This window comes from Oryzomicrobium sp. (assembly GCF_021287045.1).
In the GTDB taxonomy this organism is placed as follows: domain Bacteria; phylum Pseudomonadota; class Gammaproteobacteria; order Burkholderiales; family Rhodocyclaceae; genus Oryzomicrobium.
The window spans coordinates 250,701-265,799 of the sequence record NZ_JAJTBG010000004.1; the positions used below are offsets into that span (position 1 = coordinate 250,701).

The following is a 15,099-nucleotide window of genomic DNA, read 5'->3' on the forward strand; positions in this document are numbered from 1 at the left end:
TTGCCCCATGACGACATGAGCCTTTCCGTTCGCGCTCCGACCCTGCTCCTGTGGGCCGCCCTGGCCCTGGCGCCTGCCGCGCACGCTGCGCCGGCGACGCCCCTGCCCAAGTCCCAGGAAGCGGTGAGCACCCTGCTCACCCGCTATGCCGGCACCCTGCCCTGCGCCGACTGCGCCGGCATCCGCATGGACCTGACCCTGGTGCACGAGGCGGAAAGCGGCCAGCCCCGGGAATTCCGCCTGCGGGAAACCTACCTGGCCACCCGGGACGGCGACCAGAGCTTCGATTCCCGCGGCGAGTACGCCCTGACCCGGGCCGGCAACGGCCGCACCCAGCTATGGCTCGATCCCCAGAACAAGGAAAACCGGCGCGGCTTTCTGTTCGACGACAGCGGCGAGCGTTCCGCCCTGGTCATGCTCGACCGCAACGGCCGGCGGATCAAATCCGCCTTCAGCTACCGGCTGGACCGGGTTCCCACCTCCCGGCTGGTCCTGCCCGGGCGTGGCGAGATCATGCTGCCGGCCCGCTTCGACGGCGACGATGCCGACGGCACCGGCGGCAACGACCTGGCCCTGGACCTGCGCGAGGACGGCACCTACGTCTTTCGCGTCGCCATCGGTGGCGGCGTGGCGCCCTACACCGATTTCGGCACCTTCCGCTTCAACGCCGAAGGCACCCGCCTGACCCTCTTCAGCGGGTCCGAGGTGCCCCACCGCTTCGGCCTGGTGGATGCCCGCACCCTGCTGCGCCTGGACAACGACGACCGCCTGCAACGTCCTGCCCGGGAACTGCGCATGGTGGAATACGCCGAGGTCGAGGACCCCTTGCAGCTGGTGGGGCAGCTCTCCTACCAGGCCGATGCGCCCTTCTTCCGCGAGTGCGCCACGGGGCGGACCTGGCCTGTGGCCGCGAGCGGTGATTATCCGACCCTGGAACGGGCCTACGGCGCCCTGCGCGGCCGGCTCAAGCTCAAGCCCGGCGCTCCCCTGCGCGCTGCGGTGGAGGCCCGCCTGGTACGGCAGACCGGCACGGAGGAAAGCCAGCCCCCTCAGCCGACCTTGGTAGTGGAACGCTTCGAGCGCCTGGACGGCGTCCAGGCCTGCCCGGCCAGGCCGGGACGCTAGGCGTCGTCTTCGGCGATCAGCACCCGGGTGCCGACCGGCACCTGCTCGAACAGGTCGATCACGTCGGCATTGGCCATGCGAATGCAGCCATGGGAGGCCGGCTGGCCGAGCAGGTGCTCGTCGGCGGTGCCGTGGATGTAGATGTAGCGGCGCATCGAGTCGCACTGGCCCAGGCGGTTGTGCCCGGGCTCCCTGCCGCACAGCCAGAGGATGCGGCTCAGTATCCAGTCCCGCTCGGGCGCCTGTTCGCCCAGGGCCGGGGTCCACACCTCGCCGGTGGGGCGCCGCGCCACGAACACGGTATTGGCCGGTTGGCCCTGGCCGATGCGGGCCCTCACGTAATGCTCGCCCCGGGGGGTCTGGTAGCTGCCGCTCTGCTCCCCGGCGCCCCGGGCCGCGGTCGAAATCGGGTAGGTGGCCAGCACCCGGTCGTCACCGTTGCGCAGTTCCAGCACCTGGCGAGCCAGGGATATCCGGATGTAAGGCCGATCCGCGCTCATTCCCGCTCCGCTCCCGTGCCCGGCAAGGGCACCAGTTCGATCACTTCCACCGTCTCCACGCTGGCTTCCACCGTGACGTCCGCCACGACGCCACCGGGTGGATTCGCTACCGCCGCGTAGCGTGCCTTGGTGGCCTTGCGCGCCGCCCGGCCCGCCTTGCGCCGCTCGGCGAAGAAGGCGGACACCACGCCGCCGCATTCCTCGGCCAGCACGCCGCCGACGATTTCCGCGTGGTGGTTGAGCTTTTCCTCGGCGTACAGGTCGGCCACGCTGCCCGCCACGCCGGTCTTGGCGTCCCGGGCGCCATAGACCACCCGGCGGATGCGGGCGTGGAAGATGGCGCCGGTGCACATCAGGCAGGGTTCGATGGTCACGTACAGGTCGCAGCCGGTGAGCCGGTAGTTGCCCAGGTTGCGCGCCGCGTCGCGCAGCGCCACCACCTCGGCGTGGGCCGTCGGGTCGTGCTCGCCGATGGGCGCATTGAAGCCCCGGCCGACGATCACTCCGTCCTTGACCACCACGGCGCCCACCGGCACTTCCCCCAGGCAGCCGGCGGCCTGCGCCAGGGACAGGGCTTCGCGCATGAAGAATTCGTCGGAAAGGGCTTCGGCGGACACGGGACGGGGCGATAAATGGACTGGGGCGGAAGTGTACTGCATGGCGGGGGCGCCTGCGGGCGATCCTTTACGCTGGATCGGAGGCTCCAATTGCGCCATCGGCGAGGCGCTTGGCTTTTGTTTTGATAACGTTATCTTTAAGTATGCTGTTGCTCCATACGCCGACCACGGCGGCGGCGGCCGCGTAGGTCTGGCGCGGATCGCCGCTGGCCACGGCCTGGGACAGGACTTCAAGTTCCCTCCCTAGGGCGGCCAGTTCGGCGGTACGGCGGGCCCGGTAGAGGCGCATGTTCTGGCGCACCTGCTCGGCCCGGTCGGACGCCCGGGTCCGGGGACGCCCGCGAGGCCTGGCGGGATTGAGTTCAGTTTCTTCGCTGTTTCCTTCCGCCGGGCTGGTGGCTGGCGCTGCCGAATCCGTAACTTCACTCAGAGTGGCAGCCTCGGAGGCATCGGCAACGGCAGTGTCCGGGGGCGTGTCGGTGGGGGGCATGGCGGCACATGGTAGAATAGCGATAACGTTATCTTAAATCGTACCCACAGGGAGCGCCAGGGAGGGCATCGAGCCCGCGCCTTGCCCCGCTCCCGGACGTCCCCATGACCTCTCCCCTGCCCCATTCCGGCCGCGAGGTCGTCATTCGCCCGATGACGGCCGACGACCTGCCGGCGGTGCTGGCCATCCAGGCCCGTTGTTACCACGCCGACCTGCTCGAATCCGCCGCCACCTTCGCCGCCAAGCTGCGCCACAGCGGCAACACCTGCTGGGTGGCCTGCGACGGTGCCAACCGCCAGCTCGCCTATCTGTTCGCCCAGCCAGCGGCCTACCTGCACCCGCCGCGCCTGGACAGCGCCCCCGACGGCGATCCCGCCGCTGCCCGGAAAGCCAATACTGGCGCGGACCTTGTCCTGCACCTGCACGATCTGGCCGTGGACCGCACCGCCCGGGGCCTGGCCCTGGGCGACCGGCTGGTGGCCCAGGCCTTCGCCGCGGCGCGCGAGGCGGGCCTGGCCCGGCTCACCCTGGTGGCAGTGCAACAGTCCGGGGCGTTCTGGGAGCGCTTTGGCTTTACGGCGCCGGATCACCCCTTGCCACCGGCCTTGACCGAGGAATTGGCAAGCTACGGGGCGGATGCTTGCTATCGGGTCGCGCCGGCCCTACAAGCCATAGATGGGTTGTTTTGAGTCAATCGTATTGGCAGTTACAACCTCGGTTATGGAGTAACCCGACTCGACATAGCTGTTCCGGCTGACCATACGTTGCCCATCTGAGAAAACGACTTCAAGCGCATAGCCCCCCTCGCCGCAGACTGAGAAATAGATTCTCTTGGATTGGCCGGCTGACGGTCCTTCGCTGGTGATGGAAGCCTTGTTGCCACAGGTGTCGTAGCGAACTACGAAAGACTGAATTGAGCGGCCTGATTGGTTGGCAAGCTCAAGGGTAACGACTGGCGAACCCCAGCCCCGTACCACGGCAGTAATTGCGCCGATACCAAAACCACTAAGCACCAACACACACCAAGCAATGATCCGAAGTAATGTACTCATCCGTTGAAACCGTTAAGTTCGTGTTTATGAACTAATTATGCTTAAGGTATTCAGCGCTCAACAAGAAATACGCGTCAATTGTGTCCATATAAATGTGCCGCCATGCCTTGTCCGATAGCTTTGGGCTGGGCGTACGCGTAAAGAATGCGCCTGGCCTGGTAGTCGTTGGGCGCCCAGTTTCCCTCTCAATTTTTCACGATGATCTTGCCGTTCATCTGTTCATGCCCCGCACCGCAGAAGTTGTCGCAGAGAAAGTCGTAGACGCCGGGCTTCAGGGGCGTCAGGTGGACCCGGATGATCTGGCCGGGCGGAAGGTCCGCGCGAATCTTGAGGTCCGGGATGTTGAAGCCATGGGTGAAATCCAGGGACTGGAATTCCAGCACGGTGGGTTGCCCGGTGCGCAGCACGATCTCGGTGGGCGTGAAGACGAAGCGCTGCACCACGACCTTGACCACTGTTTCCTGGCTGGCTGCCGGCGTGGAATTCCTGGCCGCCACGTTCGCTCCAAGCAGGAGTCCCAGTGCGGCCAGGATGCCGGCGCCAACGGCGATTATTTTTCGGCGAGCCATGGTCAGCGCCTTACCACCGGGTATTCGGCGATCTTGTATTCGCTCGCCTTGTTTTCGGCCTCCACTTCACGGAACCCCAAGCCTTTGTAGGGCATGGTGGGGTCCCACGGCAGCGCCTCGCGCTTGTCCTGGGAGCCCGGTGCCGGCAGTGGGAAGATCAGGGACTTGGCGGAGTGGTGGGCGATATGCCCGGTCATGTGGTGGTTTTCCTGGTGGATGTGGCCGTAGAACACCGTGACGTTGGTGTAGGGCATCAGCAGGGCGATGGCCTTGTCGCCGTCGCGGGTCGCCCAATCCCACTTGGGCACCAGGTCGAACAGGGGGCGGTGGGTGATGACCACGATGGGCTGGTCCTTGGCTTGGCGGCTCAGGTCGGCCTTGAGCCATGCCAGCTGCGGGTCGCCGATGGTGGAACCCGGCTGGGAAACGTTGTCTATGGCGATGAAGTGCACGCCTTTGTGGTCGAAGGAGTAGTGCGTCGGACCGATGATCTCCTTGAAGGCCGCGCCGCCGTCCAGGCCGGCGTCGTGCTCGCCGGGAATGAAATGGATGTCGCGCACCTTGAGCGGGCGCACGATCTCCTGAAATTCCCGCAGGCGCTGGCGCCGCTCCACCGGGTCGTCGGTGGTATGGGTCAGGTCGCCGGTGTAAATGATGAAATCGGGCTGGATTTCCAGGTTGTTGACCGTCGCCACGGCCTCTTTCAGCGTGATCTCGGCATTGGGGTTGTCGGGACCGGTGTAGCCCCAGTGGGAGTCCGACATTTGGACGAAGTAGAAATCGCTGTAACCGGAGAGGCGTGCGGCCTTGCCCGCGGCCGCCTGCGCCCGCCCGATCAGGCCGCTCGCAAAAACGGCGCCACCGCCCAGGGCGGCCAGCTTCATGAAACTTCTGCGATCGATCATTTCAGCCTCCTGAAACCAGAAAGGAATGACAGGCCCGCCGGAATCGGCCGGCCTCGCAATGCACTACCGGCCGTGGGGCGGCTTTATTCCCGCCCCCGCCCTCCCCGCCCGGACGGGAATAAAACCGGGCGGCCGGCGGTATTCCATGCAGGAGGCTCGTTTGACTGACAGAACCCGACGCTTTGAAGCGGCCGTGCTGCCTCATCTCGACGCCGCGTTCAACCTGGCGCGCTGGCTGCTGCGGGACGACCAGGGGGCCCGGGACGTGGTGCAGGAGGCGTACCTGCGGGCCTTCCGGTTTTTCGACGGCTTTTACGGCGGCGATGCGCGCCCGTGGCTCCTGGCGATCGTCCGCAACGCCTGCTACACCTGGCTGCGGGATCGCGGGCACGAGCCGGAGCAGGTGGAATTCGACGAGGAGCGGGACAGCGAGTCGGCCCTGTCCGGCTTTCCCGGTGCGTCGGGAAACCCGGGCAACCCGGAGCAATTGCTGTTGCAAAAAGTCGAGCGCGAACGGATCGACGCGGCCATCGAAAAGCTGCCGCCGGCGTTTCGCGAGGTGCTGATTTTGAGAGAGATCGAGGAAATGTCGTACGAGGAAATTGCCCAGGTCGCCGCGATACCGGCCGGTACCGTCATGTCGCGCCTGGCCCGGGCCCGCCGCATGCTGCGCAACCTGCTCGGCCGCCCGGACGGGGAATGGGAATGACCCGCGAGCGGAAAGACGACGACCTGAGCGCCGCGATCAAGGCCGGCGCCACCCGCCACCCGGCGCCCGACGAATTGCGCGCAGCCATCCGCAGCGACGTCGCCCAGGCGGCGGCAGCGATCGGGCAGGCGCCCACAGCGAACCGGCGACCGATGCCGATAGGGGCATGGCTCAAACTGGGCGCGGCCTTCGCCTGCGGCGTGGTGTTGAGCTTTTTGCTGATGCAGCAGGGGGTTCTGCTGCGTACTGCGAACCCGCTGGCCGAGCAGGTGGTGGCCGCCCACGTCCGGTCGATGATGGTGGCCCACCTTGAGGACGTGGAATCCACCGATCAACACACCGTCAAGCCTTGGTTCGGGGGCAAGCTGGACTATTCGCCGCCTGTCAGCGACTTCGCCGGCCAGGGGTTCATGTTGTCGGGCGGGCGCCTGGACTATATCGGCCAACGGCCGGTGGCGGCCCTGGTCTATCGCCGCCGGGGCCACGTCATCAACGTGTTCGTCTGGCCGCTCCGTGGCGAGGCCCAGTCCCTGACGACCGAGCGGGACGGTTACAACCTGATCGCCTTGAGCGGCGCCGGCATGCAGTACTGGATCGTTTCCGACCTGAATGGCGACGAACTGCGGCAGTTCTCGGCCCTGCTGCACGATGAAGGTGGGAAAAAGGTGGAGCCGGGGCCGGCGGAACGGAGGCGGCCTTCCGGCGAGAACTGAACCGGGTGGCCGCCCCGTCGACGCCGGTTGCGGCGTCAGTCACGACAGAGGTTTCCCCATCCAGCCTGACGGAGTGCGGCAAATTGCCGCATTCCCCCGGAATGGCCTGGAGCCGACAATGCGCGCACTAAAAAACTCAGGGAGTATTTCATGCGCGCACGGGAATTTCAGCCCAAAGCATTGGTTCTGGCACTGGCAGCGGTCTTCCCCTTGGCCGCAGCCTCCAACGGTTTCGCTGCCGACAATCCGGGCGAGTTGTCCGAGGTCGTCGTCACGGCACGGAAAATCCAGGCGGCACCGGCAGCCACCGAGCTGGGTAAGGGCGATGTCGCGGCCAAGCGCGCGGCCACCAGCGATACGGCGGAACTGTTGCGCGACGTGCCCGGCGTGGCCCTGTCGAGTGCCGGCGGCGTCTCCAGCCTGCCGGTGATCCACGGCCTGGCGGACGACCGCAACCGGATCAAGGTGGATGGCATGGACCTGATCTCGGCCTGCGGCAACCACATGAATCCCCCGCTCTCCTATATCGACCCGACCAACGTGGAGAGCATCAAGGTCTATGCCGGGATCACGCCGGTCAGCCTCGGCGGCGACAGCATCGGCGGGACCATCGTGGTCAATTCCAAGGGGCCGCGCTTCGCCAACCCGGGCGAAGGGTTGCTGACCACCGGCGAACTGGGCACCTTCTACCGCTCCAACGGCGATGCCAAGGGCGCCAACGCCTCGGCCACCTTCGCCAACGAGAACCTGAGCGTCACCTACAGCGGCTCCACCGCGGAATCCAAGAATTACCGGGCCGCCCGCGACTTCAAGCCGGGCACCAACGCCACCTTCACCACGGCCGGCACCCACTGGATCGCCGGCGACGAAGTCGGCTCCTCCGCCTACAAGACGGAGAACCAGTCCCTCGGCGTGGCGCTGCGCAACGAAAACCACCTGATCGATTTCAAGGTGGGGTTCCAGCACATCCCTTACCAGGGCTTCCCCAACCAGCACATGGACATGACCGACAACAAGAGCACCCAGGTCAATCTCGGCTACACGGGGAAATTCGGCTGGGGCACCTTGCAGGCCCGGGTTTATAACGAGGAAACCCGGCACAAGATGAACTTCGCCGAGGACAAGGTGTACTGGTACGGCATGGGCATGAACCGCAACGTCGCCGGCATGCCCATGGACACCAAGGGGCGCAACACCGGCGCCCTGGTCAAGGCCGATATCGCCCTGAGCGAACGCGATACCCTCAGGGTCGGCAGCGAGTACCAGCGCTACCGCCTGAGCGACTGGTGGGCGCCGGTCGCCAATTCCATGATGATGTCGCCGAACACCTTCCAGAACATCAACGACGGGCAGCGGAACCGCTTCGACGTCTTCGCCGAATGGGAGGCGCTCTGGTCACCCAAGTGGTTGACCCTGGCGGGCCTGCGCAGCAGCACGGTGAAGATGGATACCGGCGCCGTCCAGGGCTACAACGCGATGTACGGTGCCGATGCGGCCCGCTTCAATGCCACCGACCGGGCGAAAACCGACAACAACATCGACGCGACGGCCCTGGTCCGCTTCACCCCGGACGCGCTCCAGACCTACGAGGGCGGCTTCTCGCGCAAGACCCGTTCGCCGAGCCTGTACGAGCGCTACACCTGGTCCACCAACGGCATGGCCATGACCATGAACAACTGGGTCAACGACGGCAACGGCTATGTGGGCGACGTGAACCTCAAGCCCGAGGTGGCCAATACCCTGAGTTTCAGCGCCGACCTGCACGATGCCAGCCAGAAGGAATGGGGCGTCAAGGCCACGCCGTACTACAGCAAGGTCGATAACTACATCGACGCCAAGTGCCTGACGACCTGCGCGCCCAACAAGTTCAACTACCTGAAGTTGGTCAATGCCGAGGCGCGCCTGTTCGGCATCGACCTGTCCGGCTTCGCCAAGCTGGGCCGGATCGACGGCGTGGGTGAATTCACCGGCAAGGGCGTGATCGGTTACGTGAACGGCAAGAACACCAGTACCGGCGACCGCCTGTACAACATCATGCCGTTCAATGCCCGCCTGTCCATCGAGCATCGCCTGGGCAACTGGACCAATACGGTCGAAGAGGTCCTGGTCAGCGCCAAGAACGACGTCTCCCAGGTGCGCAACGAGATGAAGACCGCCGGCTACGGGCTCCTGAACCTGCGCAGCAGCTACGACGCCAAGCACTACCGGATCGACATCGGTATCGAGAACGTCCTGAACAAGCAGTACGCCCTGCCCCTGGGCGGCGCCTACATCGGCCAGGGCACCACCATGTCGCTGAATGGCGCTGATGCCCGCTATGGCATTCCGGTGCCCGGGATGGGGCGCTCGCTTTACGCCGGGCTGAACCTGAAGTTCTGACCCATCGGGGCTGACTGCCCCGCCTGCAAAAAACAGAGGCCGCCGGATCGATCCGGCGGCCTCTGTTTTTTCTACCTGGCGAATCGTTGCTGCCGCTTTAAATCCCCACCACCTTGCCGTCCTTGCGCGAGATGGCGATGGTGGCCGAGCGGGGCCGCCCCCCGGCGACGCTGCTGAACTGGTTGCCCGGCCAGGCGGAAATGGCCGTGGGGTTGGCCGGGTCGCTGCGCTCCTGGGGATTCTCCCCCGGGTGCTGGATGTTGATGAACAGGGTGGTGCCGTCCGGGGTGCGGGTGATGCCGGTGATCTCGCAACCCTTGGGGCCGGTGAGGAAGCGCTTGATCTGGCCGGTTTCCACGTCGGCGCAGAGCATCTGGTTGTTGCCCAGGTTGGCGTAATCGCCCTGGTTGAGCACCGAGGTGGACACGTCGGTCTGAATCCACAGCCGGCCTTCCGGATCGAACCACAGGCCGTCCGGACTGCCGAAGGCGTCACCCTTGACGTTGCCGCGCTTGGCCGGGTCCGGGTTGGCCGGGTCGCCGGCCAGGGCGAAGATGTCCCAGCCGAAGGCATCCCCGGCCGCGCCGCCTTCGTCGCGCCAGCGGATGATGTGGCCGAACACGTTGTCGACGCGGGGGTTGGCCTTGTCCGTGGCGGCCGCGTCGGCCGCGCCGCGCTTGGTGTTGTTGGTCAGGGAGCAATACACCTCGCCGGTGACCGGATGGACGGCTATCCACTCGGGCCGGTCCATCTTGGTGGCGCCCACGGCGTCGGCGGCCAGGCGGGTCTTGACCAGCACGTCGGCCTGGTCGGCGAAACCGTTGTCGCTGGTCAGGCCCGGGCGGCCGTGCACCAGGGGCAGCCAGCGGCCCTTGCCGTCATCGCCGAAGCGGGCCACGTACAGGGTGCCCCGGTCGAGCAGGTCGGCGTTGGCGCCGGGCCGGGCCGGGTCGTAGCGGTCCTTGGAAACGAACTTGTAGAGGTACTCGAAGCGCTCGTCGTCGCCCATGTACACCACCACCCGGCCGTCCTTGGCCAGGGTCACGGTGGCGCCTTCGTGCTTGATGCGGCCCAGGGCGGTGCGCTTGACCGGGGGCTTCATCGGGTTCCACGGATCGATCTCCACCACCCAGCCGAAGCGGTTGGCTTCGTTGGGGTGCCGGTTCAGGTCGAAGCGGGCGTCGAATTCGTTCCAGCGGTAGATGCTGCCGCCCTTATTGATGCCGTAGCGCTTTTCCAGGGCGCTGGAAGCGGCGCTGGCAGGCTTGGCCGAGCCTTCGAAGTAGTTGTTGAAGTTCTCTTCGCAGGTCAGGTAGGTGCCCCAGGGGGTGACGCCCATGGCGCAGTTGTTGAAGGTGCCGAAGGCCAGGTGGCCCTTGGGATCGGCGGCGGTCTTGACCCAGTCGGAGCCGGCCACCGGGCCGGACAGCCAGATCGGCGTGGCGGCGGTGACGCGGCGGGCGTACTTGGAGGGGCGCACCACCTCCCAGCGGTTGCCCTGTTTGCGCACTTCCACCACCGAGACGCCATGGGCGGCCTGGGACTTGGCCACCTTGTCGGCGCTCCAACCGTTCATGCCGCCCGGGTGGAGCAGACCATCGTCCACGTACTCGTGGTTGACCACCAGCAGCCCCCGGTCGGAAACGGGCTTGCCGTCCTTGACGAAGGGGAAGAAGTGCATGCCGTCGTGGTGCATGCCGGCCTGAAGGGCTTGTTCCGCGGCGGTGTTGGAGGCGTCGGGCTTGAACGCCGGGCCGTCGGAGATGGGGTCGCCCCAGGCATAGACCACCTCCACCTGGTAGTCGTCGGGCACCCGCACCAGGTCGTCCTGGGAAACCGAAACGGGCAGGAAGCCGATGGCCGGGCCGGCCTTGCCGCGCATTACCCGGCCGGCGCTGGCCGCTGCCTGGGCCGCCAGGGTGGGCATGGACACGCCCATGCCGGCCAGGGCCGCGGCGGAAATACCGCCCAACAGGAAGTGGCGGCGGGAGTTCTGCACGAACTTGTCGAGAATCGGGTTGGCGCTGTCGTTGCTGATGCAATCGTCGTCGAAGTATTTCATGGCAGGCAATGCTTTTCGCTGGAGACGCGGCATTCTCCCAACCGCGCATGACCACTTCATTACAACCGGCCGCAATGCCGCTTCACCCCGTGGTTCCTGGCTTTCCGGTTGTTCGCCGGCGGCTTCTCGGTTAGCATGCGCGCTGATTCGGGTGCCAGCCGCGTGTCCTATGCCGCTGGTGAAACGGGAAGACCGGTGACGTCGATATCCTCCATATCTTCGACCATTCCGGCGCAGCCCCCGCTGCTGTAAGCCTGACGACTCCGCCCTACGCCACTGTGCTTCGCGCATGGGAAGGCCGGCGGACGAGAACGAAGGCGAGCCAGAAGACCGGCCTGAGTCATTAGCTGCACCATTCCCCGGGGTGACGGGAAGGTTTCGATGATTCGCCGCATACGGCCCGCTTTCCGCTCCCGCGGTCTGCCCGCGCCGCCTCTGTAGTCCGATCCCGATCCGCCTTTATCCCCTTGGTGCGTCCATTCGAGTTCGCCGAGGGAGAACCCGCTTGCACATCATGGAAGGCTTCCTGCCCGTGGCGCACGCCGTGGGCTGGAGCATCGCGTCCGCCCCCTTCGTCGCCTGGGGCATCCGCTCGGTCAACCGGCGCATCCGCGCCAACCCTGAGCAGCGCATGCTGCTGGGAGTGGCCGCCGCGTTCACCTTCGTCCTGTCGGCCCTCAAGCTGCCCTCGGTCACCGGCAGCTGTTCCCACCCCACCGGCACCGGCCTGGGCGCCATATTGTTCGGCCCGGCGGCCATGGCCCCCATCGGCGCCGTGGTGCTGCTCTTCCAGGCCCTGCTGCTGGCCCACGGCGGCCTCACCACCCTGGGGGCGAACATCTTCTCCATGGCCGTGGTCGGCCCCTTCGCCGCCTGGGGCGTGTTCCGCCTGGCCCAGGCGCTGAAGCTGCCCTTCGCCCTGGGCATCTTCCTGGCCGCCAGCCTGGCCGACCTGCTCACCTACGTCACCACCTCGGTCCAATTGGCCCTGGCCTTTCCCGACCCGGTGGGCGGCTTTACCGCTTCATTCCTCAAGTTCGCCGGCATCTTCGCCGTCGCCCAGGTTCCCCTGGCCATCAGCGAAGGGCTGCTCACCGTGGTCATTTTCAACGCCCTGGCCCGCTTCAATCCCCAGGAGCTGCGCGACATGCGGGTGCTGGGCACGCCGGAGGCCAAGGCATGAAGAAGCGCCAGAACCTCCTTCTGCTCGCCGCCGTGGCCCTGCTGGCGGTGCTGCCCCTGTGGCTGGTGGACAAGCCGGCCCCGGACGCCGTGGATGCGGACGGCAAGCCGGTGGAGCTTTTCGGCGGCGCCGACAACCAGGCCCGGGACCTGATCGGCCGCATCGCCCCGGACTACAAACCCTGGTTCGAGCCCCTGCTGGAACCCGCCAGCGAGGAGATCGCCTCCCTGCTGTTCGCCTTGCAGGCCGCCCTGGGCGCCGGCTTCATCGGCTATTACCTGGGGGTATCGGTCACTCGGGAACGGCTCAAGCGTGAGTTCGAGCGGCACAACCAGCCCGCGGACGGCGGAACGGGCGTCCATGCTGATTGAGCAGTCGGCCTACGCCAACCGCTGGCGCACCGTAGCCCCCGACGCCAAGGGGCTGTTCGCCCTGGGCGGCCTGGTGGCCGCCTTCGCCGCCGCCGGACGGCTGGAAGCGGCCCTGGCAGTGACGGCCGCAGTGGTCGCGGCGACCGTCCTGGGCGCCCGGGTACCCCTGGGGCTCTACCTGCGGGTGGCCTTCCCCGCCCTGCTCTTCCTCGCGGTCAGCGCCCTCTCCCTGGCCCTGTCGGTGGATCGCGCCCCCGGCGATGGTCTGGGCGTCCACGTCACCGGCGCCGGGCTAGATCAGGTGAGCCGGGTGACGGGCCGCTCCCTCGCCGGGCTGGCCGCCCTGCTCTTCCTGGTGCTGACCACGCCCCTGACCGACCTGATCGTGCTGGCCCGCCGCCTGCGGACGCCCGAGGTGCTGCTCGACATCATGGTGCTGTGCTACCGCACCCTGTTCGTCTTCTCCGGGGCCCTGCACGACATGCGTACCGCCCAGGCCGCCCGCCTCGGCTATGCCAATTCCCGCCTGACCTTCCGCGCCCTGGGCGATCTGACGGCCAACCTGACCTTGCAGATCTGGCAGCGCGCCCACGCCTTGCACCAGGCCGCTCTGGCCCGCAACAGCGATGGCCCCCTGCGCTTTCTGCCCACGCCCCATCCCCATGCTCGGCGCCATACGCTCCTGGGGGGGCTGGCCGGCGCCCTGCTGGCGGCCCTGGGCGGGCTGCTGGCCCATGGAGGCGCGGTGTGAGCGACCTGATCCTGGAACTGGACGGCGTGGACTTCCGCTACCCGGACGGCAGCATGGGACTCGACGGCTGCTCCCTGGCCATCCGCCGGGGTAGCCGCAACGTATTGATCGGCGCCAACGGCGCCGGCAAGACCACCCTCTTCCAGCACTGCAATGGTCTGCTGCGCCCCACCGACGGCGTGGTGCGCTATGCCGGCGCCCCGGTGGACTACGGCCGGGCCGGCCTGCGTGCCCTGCGCAGCAAGGTGGGCATGGTCTTCCAGAACCCGGACCGGCAGCTCTTTTCCGCCAGCGTGCGGGAGGATGTGTCCTTCGGTCCCATCAACCTGGGGCTGGATGAAGCCGCCGTGACCGCCCGGGTGGACGCCGCCCTGGCCGCCGTGGGCATGGACGACCTGGCCCGCAAGCCGGTGCACAACCTGAGCTTCGGCCAGAAGAAGCGGGTGTGCATCGCCGGCGTATTGGCCATGGAGCCGGAGCTGCTGGTGCTCGACGAACCCATGGCCGGCCTCGACCAGGCCATGCAGGAAGAGCTGCTGGCGGTGCTGGAGCGCCTGCACGGCCGGGGCATGACCATCCTGCTGGCCACCCACGACATCCACTTCGCCTACCGCTGGGCCGACCGCATCCACCTCATGGCCGCCGGCCGCTGCACCGCCAGCCTCGATGCACCGGCCCTGGCCGACCACGAGGCCGAACTGGCCGCCATCGGTCTGCGCCTGCCCGCCGTGATCGGCCTGCAACGGCTCCTGCGCCAGCAGGGACTGCTTGCCGAAGGCGCCCCCCTCCACAGCTGCACCGCGCTGCTGGCGCGCTTGCAGGAGATCCAACGCTAGACCTAAGACCCACGAAAGAATGCCCATGCCCCCTACCCTCCCGGGCACCGTCTGGTTCGTCGGCGCCGGCCCCGGCGATCCCGATCTGATCACCGTCAAGGGCCGCCGCCTGCTGGAACAGGCCGGCGCCATCCTCTTCGCCGGCTCCCTGGTGGACCAGGCCGCCACCCTCTACGCTCCCGAGGGCTGCGACATCCGCGACTCCAAGGACATGACCCTGGAGGAAATGACCGCCTGGCTGCTCGACGCCGCCAGCCGCCATGCAATCGTGATCCGCCTCCAGACCGGCGACCCGGGCCTCTACGGCGCCCTGGTGGAAATGACCCGGCCCCTGGATGCCGCTGGCGTCGCCTGGGCCGTGGTGCCGGGCGTGTCGTCGGCCCTGGCTTCCGCCGCCGCCGCCGGCGAGACCCTGACCCTGCCGGAAGTGACCCAGACGGTGATCCTCACCCGGGTCGCCGGCCGCACCCCCATGCCCCCGGGCGAGGAACTGGAGGCCCTGGCGGCCCACCGCTCGACCCTGTGCATCTTCCTTTCCATCACCCTGCTGCACGAGGTGCAGCGCGCCCTGCTGGCCGCCGGCTGGCCCGAGGACGCGCCCATCCTGGTGGTGCAGAAGGCCTCCTGGCCGGGCGAGGAAAAGATCGTGCGCGGCACCATCGCCGACATCAAGAAAAAGTGCCAGGCGGAGAAGATCGCCGCCCAAGCCATGATCATCGCCAGCCCGGCCCTTGGCGCCCGGGATTGGGAAGACATCGCCCGCTCCAAGCTCTACGACCCCAGCTTCACCCACCGCTTCCGCAAAGCCAGCGTGGGCGAGGCCTCCTGAGGAATTCC

17 protein-coding genes and 1 riboswitch are annotated in these 15,099 nt (G+C 67.1%); of the genes, 10 read left to right on the forward strand and 7 right to left on the reverse strand.

What is annotated here, in order from left to right; translation table 11 throughout:
- Positions 1-15 precede the first annotated feature (15 nt).
- Complete coding sequence (locus LWW89_RS06280; RefSeq protein WP_293262836.1) at positions 16-1,125, forward strand: copper resistance protein NlpE N-terminal domain-containing protein; 1,110 nt, start codon at positions 16-18, stop codon at positions 1,123-1,125.
- On the opposite strand, the gene LWW89_RS06285 is transcribed toward LWW89_RS06280, so the two are convergent.
- The 3 genes from LWW89_RS06285 to LWW89_RS06295 are packed head-to-tail and all read right to left on the reverse strand — an operon-like array spanning position 1,122 to position 2,732.
- Positions 1,122-1,625 carry a L,D-transpeptidase gene (locus LWW89_RS06285; protein ID WP_293262839.1) on the reverse strand — a complete coding sequence of 168 codons (504 nt, stop codon included), beginning with the start codon at positions 1,623-1,625 and terminating at the stop codon, positions 1,122-1,124. The two genes, LWW89_RS06280 and LWW89_RS06285, sit on opposite strands and share 4 nt — an antisense overlap.
- Positions 1,622-2,284 carry a tRNA adenosine(34) deaminase TadA gene (gene tadA / locus LWW89_RS06290; RefSeq protein WP_293262842.1) on the reverse strand — a complete coding sequence of 221 codons (663 nt, stop codon included), beginning with the start codon at positions 2,282-2,284 and terminating at the stop codon, positions 1,622-1,624. The genes LWW89_RS06285 and tadA overlap by 4 nt, the downstream gene beginning before the upstream one ends.
- Positions 2,285-2,309: 25 nt before the next feature.
- On the reverse strand, positions 2,310-2,732 hold the full coding sequence (locus LWW89_RS06295) for a hypothetical protein (RefSeq protein WP_293262845.1): 423 nt from the start codon (positions 2,730-2,732) through the stop codon (positions 2,310-2,312).
- Between the two features lie 104 nt (positions 2,733-2,836).
- Between LWW89_RS06295 and LWW89_RS06300 the strand changes: the two genes are divergently transcribed.
- On the forward strand, positions 2,837-3,421 hold the full coding sequence (locus tag LWW89_RS06300) for a GNAT family N-acetyltransferase (RefSeq protein WP_293262848.1): 585 nt from the start codon (positions 2,837-2,839) through the stop codon (positions 3,419-3,421).
- On the opposite strand, the gene LWW89_RS06305 is transcribed toward LWW89_RS06300, so the two are convergent.
- The 3 genes from LWW89_RS06305 to LWW89_RS06315 all read right to left on the reverse strand — a co-directional run bounded on the left by LWW89_RS06305 (position 3,395) and on the right by LWW89_RS06315 (position 5,258).
- On the reverse strand, positions 3,395-3,784 hold the full coding sequence (locus tag LWW89_RS06305; RefSeq protein WP_293262851.1) for a hypothetical protein: 390 nt from the start codon (positions 3,782-3,784) through the stop codon (positions 3,395-3,397). The genes LWW89_RS06300 and LWW89_RS06305 overlap by 27 nt on opposite strands.
- Before the next feature lie 185 nt (positions 3,785-3,969).
- Positions 3,970-4,353, reverse strand: coding sequence for a cupredoxin domain-containing protein (locus LWW89_RS06310; RefSeq protein ID WP_293262854.1), 384 nt, complete (start codon positions 4,351-4,353; stop codon positions 3,970-3,972).
- A gap of 2 nt (positions 4,354-4,355) precedes the next feature.
- Entirely contained in the window at positions 4,356-5,258 is a 903-nt protein-coding gene (locus LWW89_RS06315; protein ID WP_293262857.1) for a metallophosphoesterase, read from the reverse strand.
- A gap of 160 nt (positions 5,259-5,418) precedes the next feature.
- On the opposite strand from LWW89_RS06315, the gene LWW89_RS06320 reads away from it, so the two are divergent.
- The 3 genes from LWW89_RS06320 (at position 5,419) to LWW89_RS06330 (ending at position 9,059) form a co-directional block, all read left to right on the forward strand.
- A complete protein-coding gene (locus tag LWW89_RS06320; protein WP_293262860.1) occupies positions 5,419-5,967 on the forward strand; it encodes a sigma-70 family RNA polymerase sigma factor in 549 nt (182 codons plus the stop codon).
- Entirely contained in the window at positions 5,958-6,680 is a 723-nt protein-coding gene (locus tag LWW89_RS06325; RefSeq protein ID WP_293262863.1) for a hypothetical protein, read from the forward strand. The genes LWW89_RS06320 and LWW89_RS06325 overlap by 10 nt, the downstream gene beginning before the upstream one ends.
- Positions 6,681-6,890: 210 nt before the next feature.
- The gene (locus LWW89_RS06330) at positions 6,891-9,059 is read left to right on the forward strand and encodes a TonB-dependent receptor plug domain-containing protein (RefSeq protein WP_293262866.1); all 2,169 of its coding nucleotides are present in this window, start codon (positions 6,891-6,893) and stop codon (positions 9,057-9,059) included.
- Positions 9,060-9,156: 97 nt separating this feature from the next.
- On the opposite strand, the gene LWW89_RS06335 is transcribed toward LWW89_RS06330, so the two are convergent.
- Entirely contained in the window at positions 9,157-11,121 is a 1,965-nt protein-coding gene (locus LWW89_RS06335; RefSeq protein WP_293262869.1) for a PhoX family phosphatase, read from the reverse strand.
- 132 nt (positions 11,122-11,253) lie between these two features.
- A riboswitch (cobalamin riboswitch) is annotated at positions 11,254-11,475 on the forward strand.
- 160 nt (positions 11,476-11,635) lie between these two features.
- On the opposite strand from LWW89_RS06335, the gene LWW89_RS06340 reads away from it, so the two are divergent.
- Genes LWW89_RS06340 through cobM form a run of 5 tightly spaced genes read left to right on the forward strand, consistent with a single transcriptional unit; the run spans position 11,636 to position 15,091 of the window.
- On the forward strand, positions 11,636-12,304 hold the full coding sequence (locus LWW89_RS06340; RefSeq protein WP_293262968.1) for an energy-coupling factor ABC transporter permease: 669 nt from the start codon (positions 11,636-11,638) through the stop codon (positions 12,302-12,304).
- The gene (locus LWW89_RS06345) at positions 12,301-12,675 is read left to right on the forward strand and encodes an energy-coupling factor ABC transporter substrate-binding protein (RefSeq protein ID WP_293262872.1); all 375 of its coding nucleotides are present in this window, start codon (positions 12,301-12,303) and stop codon (positions 12,673-12,675) included. Before LWW89_RS06340 ends, LWW89_RS06345 begins: the two co-directional genes overlap by 4 nt.
- Positions 12,665-13,426, forward strand: a complete 762-nt coding sequence (cbiQ, locus tag LWW89_RS06350) for a cobalt ECF transporter T component CbiQ (protein WP_293262875.1) — start codon at positions 12,665-12,667, stop codon at positions 13,424-13,426. The genes LWW89_RS06345 and cbiQ overlap by 11 nt, the downstream gene beginning before the upstream one ends.
- Positions 13,423-14,262 carry an ABC transporter ATP-binding protein gene (locus tag LWW89_RS06355; protein ID WP_293262878.1) on the forward strand — a complete coding sequence of 280 codons (840 nt, stop codon included), beginning with the start codon at positions 13,423-13,425 and terminating at the stop codon, positions 14,260-14,262. The genes cbiQ and LWW89_RS06355 overlap by 4 nt, the downstream gene beginning before the upstream one ends.
- Positions 14,263-14,287: 25 nt before the next feature.
- Positions 14,288-15,091, forward strand: coding sequence for a precorrin-4 C(11)-methyltransferase (gene cobM / locus LWW89_RS06360; RefSeq protein WP_293262881.1), 804 nt, complete (start codon positions 14,288-14,290; stop codon positions 15,089-15,091).
- Positions 15,092-15,099 lie beyond the last annotated feature (8 nt).